Origin of the sequence: Effusibacillus lacus, from assembly GCF_002335525.1 — a bacterium.
In the GTDB taxonomy this organism is placed as follows: domain Bacteria; phylum Bacillota; class Bacilli; order Tumebacillales; family Effusibacillaceae; genus Effusibacillus; species Effusibacillus lacus.
This window is the reverse complement of record NZ_BDUF01000011.1, coordinates 55,921-75,566: the sequence shown is the minus strand read 5'-3', so window position 1 is coordinate 75,566 and position 19,646 is coordinate 55,921. Positions and strand designations below refer to the sequence as shown.

The following is a 19,646-nucleotide window of genomic DNA, read 5'->3' as shown; positions in this document are numbered from 1 at the left end:
ACGACCGTCAAGGATTACCTTGTTGATCGGTACTTATAGGCAATGATGTAGATCGGTTCTTTTCTCAGCACCTGTTCGGAGGCCCAAGGATTGTAACGGGCGGGACGGACGGTCCCTTCCTTCGCGGCTGTCTTGCGGACAGACTTGATTTTTGTTCTCGTAATGCTGCCGCTTCCTCCGCTGCGAGCCCTCTGCGGGATAATTCTGTGGGCTTCCCGCTGCTTTAGCTGCAGTTCCTGCAGGCGACGCTGTTCCTCCAAATACGATTCCAGCAGGGAACGTCCGAACCGAAACAGGAACGGTTTGGCTTCCTTGGCATGCTTGACAACAAAGTCTTTCGCCATGTGGGACAAATCATAGACAGTCATGGATCCCTCGAACATTTTCACCATCCCGGCAACCCATTCCTCCACCTTCTCCCGGGGCTGTCCGGTACGCTGCATGAGCATCTGTACCAAACGCTCCTGTTCGCTTTCCATTCCCATCCCCTCCAGAAACCTGACGAATTGCCTCTTGGTAGTGTACGAGGCTGAAAAACAAGATGTGCGCCCAATCTTGGCGCAGAAAGCACCTGGCGCACATTCCCCGTTTCTGCCTGTCGCAACACTGCCGCTATTGATTCCTGCTTATCGCCAACAGAGTCGGAGGGTGATTCCGCTGATTCAGAAACCGGTACCAAAGGACTTGGAAATGCTTCTGGTCAAGATTTCTCGCCCATTGGAGCACTTCATTCTCTTCCTCTTTGCCGCCGGGATGGCCGGTATACAGGACAACGGTTATGATGCCGCCCGGTGCCAGCCAATCATGGGAGGTCTGCAGCGCCTGGAGAGTCGTCTCCGGCCGGGTGACCACTTCCTTATTGCCGCCCGGCAGATATCCCAGGTTGAATGTGACAGCCTGAATCCGACCTTTGGCTTCCGGCGGCAACGCGTCCGCCATCCGCTCATGACCTGCATGGAAAAGAGTCACACAAGACAGAAGCCCCGCTTCCGACAGCCGCGCTTCTGCCGAGGCCAGAGCCTCTTTTTGAATGTCAAAACCGTACACCTTCCCGGTTTCTCCTACACATTCCGCAAGAAAAAGCGTATCGTGCCCGTTGCCAACGGTAGCGTCCACGACAATCGAGCCTTCCCGGAGCCGCTCTTTCAGCAACAACTTGGCCTGCTGCAGCACAGACGGGATCCGCCAGCCCCGGCGTCCTTCTGCCCCACTGTCGCCGCTTCTCCCACCTTGGCGCACTCCCGCCGCAAAGTCACCCATTCGCCCCCTGCCGCTCACAGAAAGGTCTCCTTGAATACCGGCAGTTCCTGAAAGGCAGCCTGTGGATTCAGCAGATGTCCCTTGTCCGGCGTCCATGTATCCCGGGGTATCCAGAGCCTTCCTTGCCAGGTGTTGCGCCGTTCCAGTTCCTCATCGATTCCGTTCAGAACCCCCCATTTGTCCAGGCTCCACATCGGCCCGATCAGGATGTCAGGGGGACCGTCCCCGGTCAATCGATGCACCACCATCTCCGGCGGCAGAATTTCCAGAATGTCCACGACAAGGCGAATGTATTGATCTTTCTCCAGAAACTTCAATCCACCCGCTTCAAACAGTTTGACAAGCGGCGTGTACTTCAACAGATGGAGCAAGTGGATCTTGATGCCCTGTACCGGCAAGCTGGCTATGGCCCGGCCTGTCTCCATCATGTCTTCTTCCGACTCACCGGGAAGCCCCAGAATCATATGGGAGCAGATGCGGATGTTGTGTTTCCGAAGTTTCTCTACCGCATCCAGGTAACATTGGTAGTCGTGGCCCCGATTGATCAGCAGCGCTGTTCGTTCATGCACCGTTTGCAGGCCCAATTCCACCCACAGGTAGGTTCGCTCGTTCAATTCCGCCAACAATTCCACCACATCGTCAGGCAGACAATCGGGGCGGGTTGCAATGGACAGACCGACAACTCCTTCCTGGGCAAGAATTGTTTCATACATCCCGCGCAGTTCACCGGCAGGTGCATACGTGTTGGTGAACGCCTGGAAATAGCCAAGGTATTTGGCGCGTGGCCACTTCAGATGCATGCGGTCACGGATCTTGCGGAACTGCTCTTCCAGATCTTCCCGCCGATCCCCGGCAAAATCCCCCGACCCTTCAGCCGAACAGAACGTGCAGCCCCCGGTTCCTTTCGTCCCGTCCCGGTTGGGACATGTAAAGCCCGCGTCGAGCGGCACTTTGAAGATTTTCTCGTTGAATGCCTGACGCAAGTGATGGTTCCATGTATGGTAACGCTTTTTATGATATCCGTCCCCACCCCAGAACAGCGGAGTGCGGTGGTTGTTTCCGGCGTCTGCCATATACAGCCTCCTCCTTTCGGAAAGAGCGGCAATGGTGTCGTTATTGCGAGCTGACTGCTAACATAACGGCACCCAGTGCCGCTATTGCAAGCTACCTGCTGACTTAACGGCACCCAGTGCCGCTATTGCAAGCTACCTGCTGACTTAACGGCACCCAGTGCCGCTATTGCAAGCTATCTGCTGACTTAACGGCACCCAGTGCCGCTATTGCAAGCTACCTGCTGACTTAACGGCACCCAGTGCCGCTATTTGCGGATGAAAGGGAACATTTCGATTGTACCAAAAATCAGTCGCCCCTGCGAATTTGCCCGGAAGTTGCGGGACAGGAAAAATTTTTTTGGATGCAAGACAGGAATCGAACTGGCGGATATCGACTATGTTATAGAATGGGTTACATGGATGACTATATTTTTTAAGTGAGGGAATCATAATGAATTTATTGTTGGAATCATTTCGCACGATTAACCGTAACCTGGGCATGATCTGGCCTCCGGTTGTCATGGGACTCGGCTTTTTCCTGTTGATGGCGATCTCCTTTGGCGCCCTGATTGCCGGAACCGGATTCTTTCAGGCCCTCGGCGAACTGGTAAATGCAACAGGCGATCTTGATTCGTTGCAGGTGCAGGATTTCTTATCCCAACTGAATCCCGGATTGTTGATCATCTTTATCGTGCTGGTAATCCTTTTTATGATCCTCGGGTTCTTGATCGGGCCGTTTATCACCGGCGGTATGTATGCCATATCCTCTGCCGTCATTGACGGAAGCAAACAGTATTGGAGTTCGTTCTTCCAAGGCGGATTCCGGTACTTGGGATGGGGAATTCTGTTTATATTTGTTTCCATCGCCGTCTATATTCCCATGTGGATCCTGGAATGGCTGCTGGGACCGGCCAATCCCCGGGACATCAACCCCCTGCTTGAAATCATCCGGTTTGTCTATTCCATAGCTGTCACCTATTTGTTGTATCTGTTTTACCCTGCACTGATCGACGGCAAGGAAGGATTTGTCGACTCGATCCGCACCAGTTTCAGCCTGGCATGGAAAGCGTTTCTGCTGACGATTCTGCCTGTCATTGGTCTGCTTGTCGCGGGAGTGATCGTGTTTTTGATCCTGCTTGCCATCGGCTATTTCACCCACCCGCTGGCGGCAGTCCTGATTGGCATCCCTCTGGCGCTGTACCTCAGCCCGTTGTACTACGTGTGGGCTACCCTTGTGTACCGGGAGCTTACGCACCCTTCAGATCCGTTTACCGATTAGTGTTTCTGCGGCAAGTCAAGTGGGAATATTTACTAAAGCTGCCTAAGAAAGCAACATTAAGAAAAGCAGCCTGAAACAAAGAAGCGGCAATTTCGCTGACTCATCCAAAATTGCCGCTTCTTTGTGAAATTCGGATTAGGGGCAAGGAAACCGGAAGATATCGATGATTATCGCGATCGGAATCCGAATCACGATGAAAACCCTGTCAATTCCGCTAAACACTCTAAGTCGGATTGTCGTTGCTCCGATACTGAGTAAGCAACCTGTGAAAGTACCAAAGAGAGTGCGAACGACTACAATGTTATTAATCAGACTGAGTGCATCTCTGCGAACTCGCCGCTGTGTTGTAAGTGACGTTCTTCTTGATGTAGCAATACCCAATTTTGTTTTTGCCACTGTTATCATCTCCATAACAGAGGATTAATAGGTTCCGGGAATCAACAGGATAAACAGAACAAAAATGATTAGAAACACCACTGCCCATCGGGTAAAGCCCCCAAATGCTCCGATTCCGTCCATGCAATATTCCTCCCTTCACTTTTCTAATTGCATTTAATTCAAGCGGGTCACAGGTCGCCACTGACAAGTGTTTAGACCTTTAGTCTATTTTGCAAAGAGTTCTTGCCACCGGAAAAAGGGCGGCCAAAAAGAAAATCCTTTGGTCCCGCAGACCAAAGGTATGTGATCTGAGTGTGATTCCTGTCACTCTGTGAAAGCTGTCCTTCCGCTAAAATGGGGGTAATGAACAATTCCCCGGACTGTCGGAGGTGCACCATGAGCAAGGCAACCAAGCTGTTTATCGTGATGAGCATTGTCTATCTTTTGATCGGAAGCACGGTCGGTGTCTTCTTTATGATGATCCCGGAGCTTACCATGTATCTTCCCGCCCACGTTCATTTAAATCTGCTCGGGTGGGTTACGTTTATGATCTTTGGTGTGCTTTACCACGTTCTGCCGCGTTTCCTCGGGAAACCTTTGTATAAACCAGGGCTGGCGATGGTTCATTTCTGGATGGCCAACATCGGTTTGATCGGCATGATTGTCGGCTGGATCGGATACAGGACCGCCGGATCGGGAACGTGGCTTGTAATCCTTGCCGCTGCGGGCGCTGTCCAACTGCTTTCCATGTACATCTTCGGTTACAACATCCTGAGAACCATCTACGGAAAGCCCCAGTTTGAGCCGATTCAATTCCATCATCACCATCATCACTGAGGCTTGCCGCTCTGTCCCAAAAGTCATGAAACATACCAGCAGGCTTCTGTATTTATTCAAGAGGTAACGGATTTCATTTATGTCTGAAAATACCGGCAATTCAAAGGGGCGTTAGAACGTATGTCCGTTTTTCGCAGTCTCTGTTATTTCCCTCTTAGCAGGGGTTAAGACGATCAACATCGAACCTGACAAAACAATGAGCCCTCCCAGAACTTGCATCCACGTAAGCGTTTCGGACAAGAATAATGCCGAACAAAGGGAAGTCACCAATGGTTCCACCATACTCAAGACAGATGCTTTGGTTGAACCGATCAAATCCAATCCGCGAAACAAACTGAACATGGCGACAATCGTCGAAAAGATTACAATCGTCAAGACGAATCCCCATACTTTGATGTCAATCCGAAAATCAATTTCCCCTAAAAACATACCTATCAAAAAGAGAGAAACAGAGGCGAATAATGCAATAAAAGCACTGGTGACGACAGGCGACAGTTGTTTCACAACACTGTGTCCCACCACGATATAAAAGGAATAGACAACAGCGGACAAGAAGGCCAAGACCACTCCATATACGTTAATCACTCCGAAAGAAGCGCCAAATAACAGAAACAATCCGAAAATCGAAAGTCCGGTCGCTGCGATAACCGGTTTTGCCATTCTTTCTTTCGAGATCAGGAGATTCAGGACGGCAACAAATATCGGACTCGTATAGAACAAAAACGCAGCCAGGGAAGCCGGTATATACGTTATCGAATGATAATAAAAAGTGGACTGAAGTGTATAAAACACCCCGCCCAACACAAACAGAGACAGAATCTGCGATTTCGTCATCCTGACTTTTTCTTTCTTGAAGAAAATATAAAGAAAGAAAAACACAGCCGATAACATAAATCGGAGAAAGAGAATGTTTGTAACAGACGCTCCGTTTTGATAAGCAAACAAAGTAAAAAGAGGCATTACCCCAAAGCCGGCAGCCGACAGGAAAACGAGCAGCACACCCAGATAAAATCTGTTCAAACCGGTTTCACCTCTATTGTTGATTTTCAAGCTGCAACCGGTTTTTCGCCTCCTGACGGTTCGTAAACCACCATTGCACCAGGAACAGGATAGTGGTCGCGGCAATAATCAGGGTCGAAGCAGCCGCCATGGTGGGATCCACTTGAGCCCGCATCTGTTCCCACATAACGCGCGGCAAAGTGGGTGTCGCAACACCCGAAATAAAGATCGTCACCACTACTTCATCCATCGAAGTGATGAACGCAAACAACGCACCGGATAAGATTCCGGGCTTAATGAGAGGAAGGGTAATTCGGAAAAAGACTCCCACCGGTGTGGAGCCCAACCCCTCTGCGGCCAATTCCAGATTCCGGTCAATTCCCTTTAGACTTGCCAGCACGGTGACGAACACGACCGGCAGGCCGAGCAGGGCGTGCGCCAAAACTAACCCCGGGATGCTCCCCACCAGATGAATTTCCGAGAAAAACCGGTAAACGGCAATTGCCACAACGATTACCGGTACCAGCATGGGAGACAGCATAACCGCCATGAACAGATTTTTTCCCTTAAACGATAAACGGCTGACGGCCAAGGCGCCCAATATTCCCAAAATTGTCGCCACCAGAGTCGATAACATTGCCACTTCCAAACTTCTGGTCAGTGATTCGACCCATAAACTGTCTCCGAAAAATTGGTTGAACCATTTTGCTGAAACACCCGGAGGCGGAAACACGAAAAAAGGCGAAGTGCTGAAGGCCATGGGAATGATGATTAGCACGGGGGTAATCAGAAAGAGAAGCAATACCCCCACGATCAGATAGAGCCACACTTTTACTCCACCTCCTTCAGTACGGAGTACTTTTTTGCGATCAGCATCGAGATCCATAACAGAATCAACGTTGTGATCAACAGAACTACGGCAATTGCGGCAGCGAAGTTCCAATTCAGGACGATATTGGTCTGCTGGAAAATCAATTGCGAAATCATCGTGTTTTCATTTCCGCCCAACAGCGCAGGCGTAATAAAATACCCGATCCCCAATACAAACACAAGCAGTGAGCCTGATAAAACTCCGGGGAGAGACAACGGCAGAAAAATGTCGACAAACGCTTTCCACGGACGGGCTCCCATCCCTTCGGCAGCTTTCAGCAGATTCCGGTCAATTCCTTCCATCACCGCATAGAGACTTAAAATCATGTATGGCACAAGAATATGTGTCATGCCGACTACTACTCCTGTCGTGTTGTAAAGGAGGTCGAGCGGTTTGTCAATAATCCCCAGGCTGAGGAGAAGTTTGTTCACCACACCGTTCTTTTGCAGCAGGACTGTCCAAGCGAATGTGCGAACCAGCAAACTGATCCAGAATGAAACCAGAATCACTCCCAGAATGATCTGCTTCCAGAGTTTTGATTCCAGCTTGGCCAAAACATAAGCGATCGGATAGGCAATCAACAGCGATACGACAGTTACGATAAAAGCGGTTTTCATGGTCAGAAACAGAACCTGTACATAAACCGGTTCCGTAAAAAAACGTGCGAACCAGGCAAAGGTAAATCCGTTTTTATCCATCACACTCAGCTTCAGGATGGAAAAAAGGGCAAACGCAAGGGTCACCAGAACATAGAGCAGAGGAATGAGCAAAAGCAGCCACTTAAGTCCGGAAATTGCAAACAGTTTGGAAACCGTGGGCACCCGAACGGGCGCCCCGACTTTCTTCTCAGTATCCAGTTGCATACCAACCCTCCGTGTTATTTGTTGAGCAGCCACTTCTCAAACCGTTCGTTAACCTGGTCAAAATTCTTGACCCACCACTCCAGATTCACAACCACCTGATTTTTTGCGTTTTCCGGAGATTGGCCGATTTTTGCGATACGATCCTTGCTTAACAGATCAAGCGCTTTTTTGTTGACAGGAGAGTAGTCGATATAATTGGCGTATGCAGCTTGATTTTCCGGCGCTACCGCAAAATTGATAAATTTCATCGCCAACTCCTTATGCTTTGTCCCTTTCGGCACCACCCAGGAGTCGCCCATCAGCAGGCCCTGGTTAAATTCAACAGCTTCCGGAGCCCCTTGCGATTGGGCAGCGCTGATCCGTCCGCTCCACGCCATCGCCAACGAAACTTCACCATTTGCGAGCAACTGAGGAGGTTGCGCACCGGCCGTCCACCATACGCTTACATCCTTTTTAATCTTGTCTAGACTCTTGAATGCACGGTCTACGTCAAGCGGGTACAGCTTGTTCGGTTCCACCCCATCCGCTAGCAACGCAGCTTCCAGTAAACCGGTCGGATACTTCCATAACGAGCGTTTTCCCGGGAACTTCTGGACATCCCAGAATTCGGTCCACGTCTTCGGATGCTTGCCGGTCGGGAAAGAATTCGTATTGTACGCGATAACTGTCGAGAAAAGTTCCGCTCCAATCCCGTAATCGTGGACAAACTCAGGCATCACGTCATTTTTATGCTTGATAATGTCATAGTCGAGTTTTTCCAAAAGTCCTTCATTCGCCCCGCGAATCACGAAATCACTGTCAACGTCGGCCACGTCAATGTCGACGTTCCCGGACTGTACCATCGCTTTGAGCTTACCGTAGTCGGTAGGAGTGACCAGGTTGATTTTCACGCCGAACTCTTTCTCGAATTTTTCATAGATTCCCTTTTTGTGGGCTTCTGTGTTGGCCCCGCCCCAGTCCATAATGTTAAGTACCTTGTCGCCTCCGTTGCCGGTGCTGTTGCTGTTGCCTGATGCATTTGACTTCGTGTCCGTGCTGCCACAACCGACTGACATCATGACCAGGCTTGCAGCAAGGCCAAAACCAAATAACTTTTTCAACATACAAGTTCCCCCTGTTTTTGATTTTCTTCAATACCTTCGTTGCTGTATCGGATCAGGCATCCCTGTCATCCGCAATTACGGGCTTACTCGGCGATTACTACTACATCTTCGCTGTTCCAGCCTACCAGTACTTCTCTGTCATGCAACCGGGATGACTGGACGGCCGGCAATTTGATGAGCAGCTCTTTGCCGAAGTGAGTGGTCGCTCTTACCTTGAGAGCCTCACCCACATAGATTTTTTCATCAATCGTGACCGGGAGAGTCGTTTGATATTCGCCGTTTTCCGAAGCAATCCGGATATTTTCCGGTCGTACGGCAACACATACCGTTCTGTCTGAGGTATGATTGAATAATAGAGATCTGTTGGACTGACCGGTTATGTAAAAATTGGAATCGATCATAATATTGGCCATACCGTTCTTGATCTCTGTAACCTTTCCATCCAGCAAATTCATCTCTCCAATAAATGTTGCAACAAAGCGGTTTTTCGGACTTGTATACAAATTTTCCGGCGTATCGATCTGTTCAATTCTTCCGTTGTTCATCACGCAGATCCGATCAGACATGGTTAATGCTTCTTCCTGATCATGGGTTACACTTATGGTGGTAATCCCTACCTTTTCCTGAATATGTTTGATTTCTAATTGCATCTGTTGGCGAAGTTTTTTATCAAGTGCGGAGAGAGGTTCATCCAGCAAAAGCAGCGGCGGATTAAAAACAATCGCTCGCGCCAGGGCAACACGCTGCTGCTGTCCTCCCGAAAGCTGTTTTGGATAGCGTGAACCATGGGCGCTTAGATGAACAAGATCGAGAACCCGATTGACTTCCCGCGTAATATCCGCTTTCGGCCATTTGCGGATTTTCAATGGATAGGCGATATTTTCAAAAACAGTCATATGAGGAAACAGTGCGTAATTTTGAAACAGCATTCCGATATTCCGTTGAAAAGCTTTCATCCTTGTGATGTCCTGTTCATTGAGATAAATACTGCCCTCACTCGGCTCTTCAAATCCGGCAATTAGCTTCAACAAGGAGGTTTTTCCGGAACCGCTGGGTCCCAAAATCGTCAGGAATTCCCCTTTTTGAACGGATAAACTTACATTGTCCACAGCTCGGAATTTCTTGTAATACTTGGTGACTTCTGAAAGTTGAAGACTCGCTCCCGCTGCCATGACAATACCCCCTTTGCAAGATTTCCGTGATTACAAATTCCCGTCGCGCCTGGCTACCGCCAACAGACTGATAAACTCGTAAGCGACAGCCGCTGCGGTGAGTGCTGTCACTTCCGACGGATCAAGGGCGGGCAATACCTCCACAACGTCAAATCCGACAAATTGCAAGCCTGTCAGCCTGCGTAACATATACTGTGCTTCCGCACTCGTAAAGCCGGCAATTTCCGGGGTTCCCGTACCCGGAGCGTAGACTGGGTCGAGAAAATCTATATCAAATGTGAGGAATGCTTTCGATTTTCCAACCCGTTCATGAATTTGGCGGATCGTTTCTTCGAAGCCGATTTCACGCACTTCGTCAGCAGTAATCACCTGAAACCCGAGATCACGTGCTTCCTCTATATCATTTGGATCGTATACGGTGCCACGCATACCGATTTGAATAGAGCGCGAAGGGTCGATGATCCCTTCTTCAACGGCCCGCCGGAACGGGGTTCCGTGTGTATACTTTTCTCCCCAATATTCATCCCATGTATCGCCATGCGCATCAAAGTGAACAAGCGATAACGGTCCGTGCACAGCTGCAATTGCCCGCAGCTGCGGCAGGGATACGGAATGATCCCCGCCTAATGTAATCGGAACTGCCCCTTGCTCCACCCATGCCTGCACATGACTCGTTATGTTGAGATGGCTTTGCTGTGTATTTCCCGGAATCACCATAATATCTCCGCCGTCAACCCCATCCAAATAGTCGCTTGGCCTGATTCGGTGAAATATGTTGGATGGGCGCAACAGGGTGGAAATCCGCCGGATCGCTTCCGGTCCGAATCTGGCACCGGTTCGGTAACTGGCTGCCGTGTCAAAGGGCGCGCCCAGGATGACAAAATCTTTTTTCTCCGGTTCAGCCTGATAGGGCAGCCGCATAAAGGTGCGAATCCCGCTGAATCTTGGTGTCGCGTGCAAATTTGGAACAGAAAATGGAGTTGCTTGTTTGCTTGACATTGTTTAGTCCCCCTTGAAAAGTTTTTGGTAACGGCTTAATTTGCGGACGATGGTGGATTGGTTGACTTTCAGCACTTCCGCCATTTTGTAGGTCGTCCCGTATTCTTCATGAGCCCTCCGCAATAACTCGGCTTCCACCATTTCCACCGCATGTTTGAGCGGAACGATCCCATTTACGGAAACAGCTGTTGACGGCCTTGCATTGGTCTGGAATCCGTCAGGCAAATCCGTGATTCGGATCATTGAACTTTCCGAGGTTAACACGAGACGTTCGATCAAATTTTCAAGCTCCCGAATGTTGCCCGGCCAACGATAGCGCAGAAAAATTTCCCGGACTTCCGAATCGATCATTTTTTGCAATCCGTATCGACGATTAAACCTGTCCAGGTAAAGATCAATTAACAACGGTATCTCTTCTGTACGATGGCGCAGAGGAGGAACGTGAATCGGGATTACGTTCAGGCGAAAGAAAAGATCTTCACGAAACTTTCCAGTTTCTACCAAATATTTGAGATCCTGGTTGGTTGCCGCAATAATCCGAATATTTGACTGTCGAACCGTCTCTCCCCCAACCCGCCGAAATTTATGTTCCTGAATAACCTCCAGCAATTTGACCTGGATTGGCAGAGGCAGTTCGCCTATTTCATCGAGAAAAAGAGTCCCTCCTTCCGCTAATTCGATGAGTCCTTTTTTTCCCTCTTTACGGGCACCGGTGAACGCACCTCCTTCATACCCGAACAATTCCGATTCAAACAGTGCATCCGGAATTGCCCCGCAGTTCACCTGAATAAACGGTTTTCCTTTCCGGGAGCTCCACTCATGGATCAGTGCGGCAATTTTACTTTTTCCTACACCGGATTCACCTGTTATCAAAAGAGTGGAATCGACCGGAGCGACCTTGCTGACCACTGCCACCATCCGTTGCATTGATTCGGATTGAACCACAATCTGGGTCTCGCCAACTGTTTTTGTCAATTCAACCAATTCAGTGCGGTAGGTGGACAATAAGGACTCGGTTTCTTCCAATCGCCGCTCCAATATTTTAAAATCTGTCAAATCGCGACTGTTAAATATAATTCGCACGATATTCCCCGCCTCATCAAACACAGGGTTGCCGGTAACATACAAGGTTTTGCCGTTTTTGGCTGTCTGTACCCCGGACATCTTCCTCTTGTGTTTGATTACCAACGGTGTCAAAGGAGGATTGAAAAAACCGGACTTGCTGAGATCTTCCACTTTTTTTCCGATCAATTGGTCGGCTGTTGCTCCATACAGTTTTTCACCTGCGGGATTTACCCGAAGACAAACTCCCTCCCCATCTGTAACAAAAATCTCGTCAAACGACGAATTGAATATCTCTTCCAGTTCTTGGTTGCTGCTCTGAAGACGTTCAAGTTCCGTAACATCATTTAAATACCAGAGATGGAACGAGCTGTATCCGGTATATATACAATGGTACGTGTACCCATTGACAACCAGCTTTCCATCCTCCGTTCCCAGTTTCAAGAGTTGCTCTCTTACCTTCTCGATAGAAAAAGAGGAATGCGCTTTTTGATTGGCAAACAACACATTTCCGTTATCGTCCAACAAAAGAATCGGTTGCGGGATTCGATCGATCAGAATTAAAAGCGTTTCTTTTGACAGTTGCAGACTTCCCGCCATCCTGCTTCCCCCTCACAGAAAAAATTATGCAATTTCTGTGCCAATAAAAAAACAATTTATGTGATGTAAACTAACATCGTATTCCAATAAATATAATGCATAATAGAATTAATATTTAGAATTCTATGCCCAATATCCTCTTTCCTGCTTATAAAGAGAAGGTATTTCAAGCAATTCCAAATTGCATCAATAAATGCAATTCAGCATTAAATCAAACAAATAAATACCCGACCATCGGATCGGGTTAGGAAATCGTTTCGCTTTAATTCTTTACAAAGTCGGCAAAAACCTCTTTGATTACGTCAAGACCTTCTTCCAACTGCTCATCGGTAATTACCAACGGAGACAGAATCCGGATAACGTTTCCATAGAGGCCGGCCCCCATCACGATTACCCCACGGCGGTTGCATTCCTGAATGATCCGGCCTGCCAATTCCTTATCCGGCTCTTTTGTGTCGTCTTTTACCAGTTCAATTGCACACATGGCTCCCAAGCCGCGAACATCACCGATCACAGAATACTTTTGCTTCATCTGAAGGAATCGGGACATTATTTTTTCCCCGATCACATTCGCTCGCTCAACAAGTCTATCCTCTTCCATCATTTCGATCACTTTCAGGGCGGCAACACAACCGAGCGGACTTCCCCCGTACGTACCGCCAATTTCTCCAGGCGAAGGACGATCCATAATTTCAGCCCTTCCCGTAACCGCACTGATCGGCAGACCGGCGGCAATCGACTTTGACATGGTCATCAGATCCGGAACCACATCGAAATGTTCCATTGCAAACATCTTGCCTGTCCGGCCAAATCCAGTCTGAACCTCATCGGCAATCAGCAGGATCCCGTATTTATCGCAAATATTTCTGACGCCCTGTACAAAAGTCTTGGAGGGGACAACGAATCCCCCTTCCCCCTGAACCGGTTCCATTATAATGGCCGCCACCTCTTCCGCCGGTACTTCCGACAGAAAAAAGTTCTCAAGCCGCAGCAGGATTTCCTGGTCCAGTTGGTCGGGTGACGTTCCTTTAGGACGGCGGAAATAATATGGATAAGCCATCTTGTAGGTATCGGGAGCAAATGGGCCAAAGCCAAACTTGTAGGGTTTTACCTTGCTAGTGAGCGACATTGCAAGCAAGGTCCGGCCGTGAAATCCTCTCTCAAACGAAATAATCGCTTTTCGGCCCGTGTATTTCCGGGCGATCTTCACCGCATTTTCCACTGCTTCCGCCCCGCTGTTCAGGAAAAACGTTTTCTTCGCATGCGAACCGGGCGTAATTTCATTGAGCTTTTCCGCCAGTTTGACATATGGTTCATACATCATTACATGAAAACAGGGGTGGATATAGTAATCAAGTTGTTCCTTCAAAGCTTCCACCACTTTACGGGGACAATGTCCGGCATTCAGGCTGCCGATCGCTCCGGCAAAGTCAATGAATGTATTACCGTCCACATCTGTAAGTAAAGCCCCTTCCCCTTTCTCCGCAAAAGTAGGAACTGTATTAAAAGGACCACGGGGAACGTTTTGCTCTTTTCTTTCCAACAGCTCTTTCGCTTTTGGACCCGGGATCGTCGTATTCATTCTGATAAACCTTCTTGCAGTTGTGTTCATTGTAACAACTCCTTTTATTGATAATGGTTGAAGATTGAGAATGGGAGCAATCTGAAGAACTATTTAATAGAACTATTTAATGCAATATCTGTGCCAACAACGCCTATCAATGAGCACTTTAACCCATAACTCATTTCCATTCCTGATCTCTCATAGATTTGGTAAATAAATTAATCCGCCATTTGCGCGAAAAAAAAAACTGCCTTGAAGGCAGCACAGAGATTCAGTTGCAGCCACATTCGCCGCAGTTGCCGCAGCTTTCTTCCGTGAAAAGGTCATTCAGCATCTGCACGACCGCCTCGGGGTTTTTGCCCGATTGCATGCAGCCTTCTTCGATCGTTTGATGGGCGCCGCAGCAGGTGTCGATATTCAATGCGGCCAACACCTGCATGGATTGGGGGTACTTCTCCAACACCTTCTCAATAATCGTTTCTTTTGTGATCTTCATCCGCTGGCCTCTCCTTTCCTTACAGCCGCCGGAGGGGGACAGCCCGCCCGCCGACGACCCTCGCACAAGTTCGACTATTTCTTCCGAATCCGAACCTTGGCCGATCCATCTTCCAACTGCTCAACCTCGTAGGGATACCCCTGCTCTTCCAGCTTGGGGAAAAGGAAGACGGGCACCCGGTCGTTGTGGATCTCCAGCACTTCGCCGGCTTGCATTTCATTCAGCTTGGCCAACGTGCGCAACTGGGGTTCCGGCGGGAACAACCCCCTGTTGTCCAAACGGTAAGTAACCGATTTTTCTGGCAAAGCTTCCATGGCCTCCAACTCCTCTTCCTTCGGAATTCCCTTGAATTCAAAAGTCACCGTGTAACCGAACAGTCCCGCTTTGTCCACATGGGCCTCATACCCTTTCTTGCGCATGAAAGAAATAAGCGGGAGCGGCTTGAAAGGAGCTTTGACGACCATGCCCTGGCCGGGTGCCAGGCTGTTTACCTTCTCCATCATTGTACCGTATAGATGGGGACCATTTTTTAACAAAGATTTGACATCTACATGGAGCGGGTCCATCCTTGCCCCTCCTTACCGGCGAAGAGCCGCTTTCGCCGCGTCCGACATCATGGACGGATTCCAGGGGGGTGACCAGACCACTTGCACATTAACGTTCTTGACACCCGACACACGCTCCGCCGCGAACCGCACCGCTCTTGCCATCTGGTCGTGCAGCGGGCAGCCCATGGTGGTGAGGGTCATGGTAATCTCCACGTCTTCACCGTTTACCTCCACCTTGTAAATCAGCCCCAAATCCACCACGTTGATGCCAAGTTCCGGGTCAATCACTTCCCTCAGCCGTTCCTGCACTTCCTCTTGAATCGTCATTTGAATCTCCTCCTTTTGCGTTTCTTTAAATCGGAACGATTACTTTCACCATTTGGGATACGAATACCGCCACCGCAACAGCCAGCAACCCGAACCCGCCATAGACAGCAGCAGCCACCCCCATTCCGATTCCTGCCAATGCTGTCGCCAATCCGGCATTGTAGAGAACCGCCACCACACCCGTAATCTTCTCGTTCACCATGTCCTTCAGCATGGGCACCGGTTGCCGGCCGACCTTGTCTGCATAGCGTTCGTTCCAGATCAGGAACGGGACGATTTTGTACAAGTAACCCATAATGGTCTGGGACAACCATCCCAGGAAAAATGCCAGCCCCAGCGCCGTGATGAGTCTGCTGCCGAAACCGGACCCGAGCCATCGAACGGTTAAAATCGCAAGAACCAGGCCCGCCAGCCAGACAATCGCCACAACCGCCATCGCCATCGGCAGTTCCAGCTTGCCGCGCATCCGGTGCTTGTAAATATCCGCCACGTCCACCCCAAACAACAGAATCCCTGCAAGAAACACTGCCAATCCGGCAGCCTGAACCCATTCACTGTTTGTCAAAGCCCCCATTGCAGTCGCTCCAATCGCCCCATGGAGCAGGAACAGAATCAACGTCTGCCTCCTCTCACTGAACCCGTGGGAGAGGGTGAACATCGGAAACAACTTGTAAGTAAATCCAATGATCAACATCGTAAACCAGCCGATCAAGCCAGCCCATATGTGAATCGTAAAGATGGCCGGATAGAACTTTAGTCCAATCCCCATTCCAATCATCAATAGTTGGCTGATTCCCAGCAATGCTGTCAAAGCCAGATACAACACTGCCGAAATCACAAACCAAAACATGGGATTCCGGGACTTCACCCGCATCATGGAACGGACAATGTTGAAGGCAAACAACAATACGGCAAACATTGCAATCCCGCCGAATGTCCGCAAGCCGGATACCCAATAGGAGGCAAAGGAAACCACGAAACCGGCGACTCCTGCCGTGTAAATCCAGTGATTGAAGACTGCCAGTCTGTCATGGCGGATACCAACCTGAAAGGCCACAGGGATCAGTTGGTACATCGCACCCTGAGCCAGCATTGTGGCCCACCCGAGCACCACCAGATGCACCAGCGCCAGTACAACGGGAGTACGGTAATCCCCCCTTGCCAAATCGGGCATAGCATATAAAAACATACCCGCAGCCGCCAACCACCCCAACAAACCGGCCGCTACATAGCGCAGTACGGTTCGAAACGGCAGCAGGGGCACGGAACCAACGCCGGATATGTTCATGTGAGTCATCCCCTTTCACATTTTCAAAATACTACAAGCAAGGTATTTGTGTTGTGATTTTTGTCATGTGATTGTGTGATACTACTCGAGAGGTGAAGCATATGGCAGTATCCCCAAAGCTCCGGGAATTCTGGAACAAATCTTTGAGTACGATGCCGAAAAAAGAGGTTCAGGCAAAGCTCAGGAACATCGGTGTCAATTTGCCGACCGGGAACCTGTCGGAGGATGAGACACGCAAACTTCTTTACGGATTTCTCGCACGGCTCGACGAACCCATTCAGGAAGAAGCCATCCAAATGTTTGCAAAGCAACAAATTTAGGAACCAAAAAGTCCTTGGTCTGGCCAGCAGGAAGACCAAGGACTTTCAGTTCGTCACGAATCAACCGGATCGGTTGACGCTAGCGGTTTCTTCTCCATGTCACCCAATCACCTCGCGGGATCGGCATTGCGTTTTGTTCCAGCCATTGCAGTTTGCCCGGAACAAAAACATATATATAGCACTCTTTCGGGATTCCCGATCGGGTTAAGACGGTGACAGACTTTCTCTCATAAAGGTTGCGGGGATCATTCGGCCCGTAATAATCCTCCAGTTCGTCCAGAATGGCCAGAACCTTGTCCTGTTCATCAACCCCCAGCAACTCACCCCGGACGTCGACCGAATCCATGCCGCCGGGGAGATCCTTTGCCAGAACCAGAGCAGGATAGCCTTCCGGCAACTGATACAATTTTCCGCGGATAAAAGCAGGTTTTACATCCCGTACATATCGGCCGATCAAGTGGTGATACATCTCACCCGGCCGAAGGGTTCCGTATACAAACACGTATCGCATGCCACTATACCCCGTTTCTTGATACCGATCCTACCGAAGAAAGGCAACTGCCCTTTCTAAATTGATTATACCCGCTCCGTTTCCGGATAAATACCGGGAACACAAGAAAAAAGCCTGGGAGACCGGATCCCCCAGGCTTGCTAGATCTCAATTCCCGTTTCTTTGCAGGCATGCTCCCATGACGGGTAGTAATAAGAAGCGTGCCGCAAAAGTTCCGGGTCTTCTTTCTTAATGTTTCGCTTGGTCATGTTCGCTCCGCTTCGGTGCATTTGCCTGATCTTCTCGAGAACCTGCTCTGCGGTCAGACTCAACTCCATTTTGATCGACCTCGCTTGGTTAAGAGTAGAACCACAGTTAATATTGTTCCCTTTTTTCCAGAATTATACTCAGTTCACCTGACGGGTCCTTCCCTCCCAGTATTGATCCCGCAGCGTACGCTTGAGGATCTTGCCGGCGCCTGACTTGGGAAGCGCTTCCACGAAATCAACCGATTTCGGCACCTTGTAATTGGCCAGCCGTGTTCCGCAGAACTCGATCAATTCCTCCGCCGAAACCGTTTGTCCCGGTTTCAGAACGACTACCGCCTTGACCGCTTCTCCCCATTTTTCATCCGGCACTCCGATAACAGCCGCCTCCAAGACGGCAGGATGCTGGTAAATCACATTCTCCACTTCGACAGAATATACGTTCTCGCCGCCGGTAATGATCATATCCTTCTTCCGGTCGATGATGTAGACAAACCGGTCTTCATCCATGGCCCCCATGTCCCCGCTCCAGTACCACCCGTCCTTCAGCGCAGCAGCCGTTTCTTCCGGCCGGTTCCAATATCCTTTCATGATGTTTGGCCCCCGGGCGATGATTTCACCCACAACCCCGTAGGGAACTTCTCTTCCCTCCGGGTCGACAATCTTTAGATCGACATTGAACAGCGCTTGGCCGCAGGAAGCAAGTCTTCGCGTGTCTTTCTGACTTCCGTCCACCACATGATGTTCCGAGCGCAGAATCGTTAGGCACGGTGATGCCTCAGTCATCCCGTAAGCCTGGAAAAACTCGCATCCGAGAACTTCAATCGCCTTTTTCAGCACCTCCGCGGGAATTGGAGACGCCCCGTACATTAATTTCTTTAATGACGACAGAGTATAGCTGTTTACATCCGGATGATTGACCACCATATTGATCATTGTCGGAACCAGGAGCACACTCGTTACATGCTCCCGCTGGATCGTCTCAAGAACCAGTCTGGGATCAAATGACCTGATATGGGCGTGGATGCCGCCAACCATTGTAACAGCAAATGTGCTGGCGCCATCGGCAGCATGGAACATGGGAGCTGCGTGCAAGTACACGTCATCGTGACGATATCCGATTGCCACCGCTACCTGATAGGCATTCACCGCAAGGTTCTTGTGTGACAGCATAACCCCCTTGGGCAGCCCGGTTGTACCCCCTGTATAATAAATCCCGGCCAAATCGTCATCTGCCAGCGCTGCTTCCCGCAACGAAACAGGTTCACTCACCAAGTCTTCGTAAAATACAGCGTTTGCCTCGGCAGCCGGTACCTCCTCGGCCAGCACGTAATGGCTAATCGCAGGCAATTCTGCCCTCAGTCGGGAAACGACAGGTATGAATTCCCGGTGAAAGAACAGAACTTTCGCCCCCGCGTCGTTTAAAATAAAGGAAATTTCCGGCGGTGCCAGCCGGATGTTCAGTGGCACCACAACCGCCCCCAGCAGGAAGCTTGCGTAAAAAATCTCCAGGTATCGAAAACTGTTAAACATCAACAGGCCGACGCGGTCCCCTTTTTCCACACCCATCTCCTGCAGCTTGCCGGCCAGCCTTTTGACCCGTTCGCCAAACTCCCCGTATGTGAATTTGGCATCCCCGTCAATAATGCCTACTTTGTTTGCATTGTTGAGCACAGTGTTGCGAAACTGAGTTGTCAACAGCATAAAATCGGTTCCTCCCCCGGCGAAAATAATGGTCATTCTCTGTATTCCAGAAAATTCTGCACTTTTGAGCCAAATCCTTCTTCTGGTCGATAAATTTCTATGTGAGACCCAAGACAAGTATGAAGAGGAATACATGGGGCCGCCTGAACGCCCATCCCAAGTACCCTG

The 19,646-nt window shown here is 49.7% G+C and carries 21 protein-coding genes; 3 read left to right on the top strand and 18 right to left on the bottom strand.

Annotated elements, in window-relative coordinates:
• Positions 1 to 14: 14 nt before the first annotated feature.
• From EFBL_RS03140 to mnmL, 3 genes are all read right to left on the bottom strand, one after another.
• The gene (locus tag EFBL_RS03140) at positions 15 to 479 is read right to left on the bottom strand and encodes a hypothetical protein (protein ID WP_096180681.1); all 465 of its coding nucleotides are present in this window, start codon (positions 477 to 479) and stop codon (positions 15 to 17) included.
• Between the two features lie 133 nt (positions 480 to 612).
• Complete coding sequence (gene mnmM, locus EFBL_RS03135; RefSeq protein WP_231705669.1) at positions 613 to 1,278, bottom strand: tRNA 5-(aminomethyl)-2-thiouridylate-methyltransferase MnmM; 666 nt, start codon at positions 1,276 to 1,278, stop codon at positions 613 to 615.
• Complete coding sequence (gene mnmL / locus EFBL_RS03130; protein WP_096180680.1) at positions 1,275 to 2,333, bottom strand: tRNA modification radical SAM protein MnmL/YtqA; 1,059 nt, start codon at positions 2,331 to 2,333, stop codon at positions 1,275 to 1,277. Before mnmL ends, mnmM begins: the two co-directional genes overlap by 4 nt.
• Before the next feature lie 430 nt (positions 2,334 to 2,763).
• On the opposite strand from mnmL, the gene EFBL_RS03125 reads away from it, so the two are divergent.
• The gene (locus EFBL_RS03125; protein WP_096180679.1) at positions 2,764 to 3,591 is read left to right on the top strand and encodes a hypothetical protein; all 828 of its coding nucleotides are present in this window, start codon (positions 2,764 to 2,766) and stop codon (positions 3,589 to 3,591) included.
• 774 nt (positions 3,592 to 4,365) lie between these two features.
• Positions 4,366 to 4,806, top strand: a complete 441-nt coding sequence (locus tag EFBL_RS03120; RefSeq protein ID WP_165912505.1) for a cbb3-type cytochrome c oxidase subunit I — start codon at positions 4,366 to 4,368, stop codon at positions 4,804 to 4,806.
• A gap of 111 nt (positions 4,807 to 4,917) precedes the next feature.
• Here the strand turns inward: EFBL_RS03120 and EFBL_RS03115 are convergent, their stop codons facing one another.
• From EFBL_RS03115 to EFBL_RS03060, 12 genes are all read right to left on the bottom strand, one after another.
• Positions 4,918 to 5,826, bottom strand: coding sequence for a DMT family transporter (locus tag EFBL_RS03115; RefSeq protein ID WP_096180722.1), 909 nt, complete (start codon positions 5,824 to 5,826; stop codon positions 4,918 to 4,920).
• A 13-nt stretch (positions 5,827 to 5,839) separates the two neighbouring features.
• On the bottom strand, positions 5,840 to 6,634 hold the full coding sequence (locus EFBL_RS03110; protein ID WP_096180677.1) for an ABC transporter permease: 795 nt from the start codon (positions 6,632 to 6,634) through the stop codon (positions 5,840 to 5,842).
• Between the two features lie 2 nt (positions 6,635 to 6,636).
• Complete coding sequence (locus EFBL_RS03105; RefSeq protein ID WP_096180676.1) at positions 6,637 to 7,539, bottom strand: ABC transporter permease; 903 nt, start codon at positions 7,537 to 7,539, stop codon at positions 6,637 to 6,639.
• A gap of 14 nt (positions 7,540 to 7,553) precedes the next feature.
• On the bottom strand, positions 7,554 to 8,642 hold the full coding sequence (locus tag EFBL_RS03100; protein ID WP_096180675.1) for an ABC transporter substrate-binding protein: 1,089 nt from the start codon (positions 8,640 to 8,642) through the stop codon (positions 7,554 to 7,556).
• 83 nt (positions 8,643 to 8,725) lie between these two features.
• Positions 8,726 to 9,814, bottom strand: coding sequence for an ABC transporter ATP-binding protein (locus tag EFBL_RS03095; protein WP_096180674.1), 1,089 nt, complete (start codon positions 9,812 to 9,814; stop codon positions 8,726 to 8,728).
• Positions 9,815 to 9,844: 30 nt separating this feature from the next.
• The gene (gene speB / locus EFBL_RS03090; protein ID WP_096180673.1) at positions 9,845 to 10,813 is read right to left on the bottom strand and encodes an agmatinase; all 969 of its coding nucleotides are present in this window, start codon (positions 10,811 to 10,813) and stop codon (positions 9,845 to 9,847) included.
• A 3-nt stretch (positions 10,814 to 10,816) separates the two neighbouring features.
• On the bottom strand, positions 10,817 to 12,475 hold the full coding sequence (locus tag EFBL_RS03085) for a sigma-54 interaction domain-containing protein (RefSeq protein ID WP_096180672.1): 1,659 nt from the start codon (positions 12,473 to 12,475) through the stop codon (positions 10,817 to 10,819).
• Between the two features lie 262 nt (positions 12,476 to 12,737).
• Complete coding sequence (gene gabT, locus EFBL_RS03080; RefSeq protein WP_096180671.1) at positions 12,738 to 14,087, bottom strand: 4-aminobutyrate--2-oxoglutarate transaminase; 1,350 nt, start codon at positions 14,085 to 14,087, stop codon at positions 12,738 to 12,740.
• A gap of 223 nt (positions 14,088 to 14,310) precedes the next feature.
• On the bottom strand, positions 14,311 to 14,535 hold the full coding sequence (locus tag EFBL_RS03075) for a DUF542 domain-containing protein (protein WP_096180670.1): 225 nt from the start codon (positions 14,533 to 14,535) through the stop codon (positions 14,311 to 14,313).
• Between the two features lie 74 nt (positions 14,536 to 14,609).
• Positions 14,610 to 15,101, bottom strand: coding sequence for a DUF2249 domain-containing protein (locus EFBL_RS03070; protein ID WP_096180669.1), 492 nt, complete (start codon positions 15,099 to 15,101; stop codon positions 14,610 to 14,612).
• Positions 15,102 to 15,113: 12 nt separating this feature from the next.
• The gene (locus EFBL_RS03065) at positions 15,114 to 15,410 is read right to left on the bottom strand and encodes a metal-sulfur cluster assembly factor (RefSeq protein ID WP_096180668.1); all 297 of its coding nucleotides are present in this window, start codon (positions 15,408 to 15,410) and stop codon (positions 15,114 to 15,116) included.
• 25 nt (positions 15,411 to 15,435) lie between these two features.
• Positions 15,436 to 16,698, bottom strand: a complete 1,263-nt coding sequence (locus EFBL_RS03060; protein WP_096180667.1) for a hypothetical protein — start codon at positions 16,696 to 16,698, stop codon at positions 15,436 to 15,438.
• Positions 16,699 to 16,799: 101 nt separating this feature from the next.
• Here EFBL_RS03060 and EFBL_RS20425 point away from each other — a divergent pair, with 101 nt between their 5' ends.
• The gene (locus EFBL_RS20425; protein WP_096180666.1) at positions 16,800 to 17,018 is read left to right on the top strand and encodes a hypothetical protein; all 219 of its coding nucleotides are present in this window, start codon (positions 16,800 to 16,802) and stop codon (positions 17,016 to 17,018) included.
• Positions 17,019 to 17,097: 79 nt separating this feature from the next.
• Here the strand turns inward: EFBL_RS20425 and EFBL_RS03050 are convergent, their stop codons facing one another.
• The 3 genes from EFBL_RS03050 to EFBL_RS03045 form a co-directional block, all read right to left on the bottom strand.
• Complete coding sequence (locus EFBL_RS03050; RefSeq protein WP_096180665.1) at positions 17,098 to 17,529, bottom strand: gamma-glutamylcyclotransferase family protein; 432 nt, start codon at positions 17,527 to 17,529, stop codon at positions 17,098 to 17,100.
• Positions 17,530 to 17,669: 140 nt separating this feature from the next.
• Positions 17,670 to 17,846, bottom strand: a complete 177-nt coding sequence (locus EFBL_RS20420; RefSeq protein ID WP_165912500.1) for a hypothetical protein — start codon at positions 17,844 to 17,846, stop codon at positions 17,670 to 17,672.
• 69 nt (positions 17,847 to 17,915) lie between these two features.
• Positions 17,916 to 19,478 (bottom strand): fatty acid--CoA ligase, encoded by a 1,563-nt coding sequence (locus tag EFBL_RS03045; RefSeq protein WP_096180721.1) that lies wholly within the window; start codon positions 19,476 to 19,478, stop codon positions 17,916 to 17,918.
• Positions 19,479 to 19,646: the final 168 nt, after the last annotated feature.

Coding starts and splice junctions, on each gene's coding strand:
- EFBL_RS03085 (WP_096180672.1), bottom strand. CDS start 12,475: ATGGCGGGAAGTCTGCAACTGTCAAAAGAAACGCTTTTAATTCTGATC.
- EFBL_RS03125 (WP_096180679.1), top strand. CDS start 2,764: ATGAATTTATTGTTGGAATCATTTCGCACGATTAACCGTAACCTGGGC.
- gabT (WP_096180671.1), bottom strand. CDS start 14,087: ATGAACACAACTGCAAGAAGGTTTATCAGAATGAATACGACGATCCCG.
- EFBL_RS03120 (WP_165912505.1), top strand. CDS start 4,366: ATGAGCAAGGCAACCAAGCTGTTTATCGTGATGAGCATTGTCTATCTT.
- EFBL_RS03095 (WP_096180674.1), bottom strand. CDS start 9,814: ATGGCAGCGGGAGCGAGTCTTCAACTTTCAGAAGTCACCAAGTATTAC.
- EFBL_RS03050 (WP_096180665.1), bottom strand. CDS start 17,529: ATGCGATACGTGTTTGTATACGGAACCCTTCGGCCGGGTGAGATGTAT.
- speB (WP_096180673.1), bottom strand. CDS start 10,813: ATGTCAAGCAAACAAGCAACTCCATTTTCTGTTCCAAATTTGCACGCG.
- EFBL_RS03100 (WP_096180675.1), bottom strand. CDS start 8,642: ATGTTGAAAAAGTTATTTGGTTTTGGCCTTGCTGCAAGCCTGGTCATG.
- EFBL_RS03065 (WP_096180668.1), bottom strand. CDS start 15,410: ATGACGATTCAAGAGGAAGTGCAGGAACGGCTGAGGGAAGTGATTGAC.
- EFBL_RS03075 (WP_096180670.1), bottom strand. CDS start 14,535: ATGAAGATCACAAAAGAAACGATTATTGAGAAGGTGTTGGAGAAGTAC.
- EFBL_RS03140 (WP_096180681.1), bottom strand. CDS start 479: ATGGAAAGCGAACAGGAGCGTTTGGTACAGATGCTCATGCAGCGTACC.
- EFBL_RS03070 (WP_096180669.1), bottom strand. CDS start 15,101: ATGGACCCGCTCCATGTAGATGTCAAATCTTTGTTAAAAAATGGTCCC.
- EFBL_RS03105 (WP_096180676.1), bottom strand. CDS start 7,539: ATGCAACTGGATACTGAGAAGAAAGTCGGGGCGCCCGTTCGGGTGCCC.
- EFBL_RS20420 (WP_165912500.1), bottom strand. CDS start 17,846: ATGGAGTTGAGTCTGACCGCAGAGCAGGTTCTCGAGAAGATCAGGCAA.
- EFBL_RS20425 (WP_096180666.1), top strand. CDS start 16,800: ATGGCAGTATCCCCAAAGCTCCGGGAATTCTGGAACAAATCTTTGAGT.
- EFBL_RS03045 (WP_096180721.1), bottom strand. CDS start 19,478: ATGCTGTTGACAACTCAGTTTCGCAACACTGTGCTCAACAATGCAAAC.
- mnmL (WP_096180680.1), bottom strand. CDS start 2,333: ATGGCAGACGCCGGAAACAACCACCGCACTCCGCTGTTCTGGGGTGGG.
- EFBL_RS03060 (WP_096180667.1), bottom strand. CDS start 16,698: ATGAACATATCCGGCGTTGGTTCCGTGCCCCTGCTGCCGTTTCGAACC.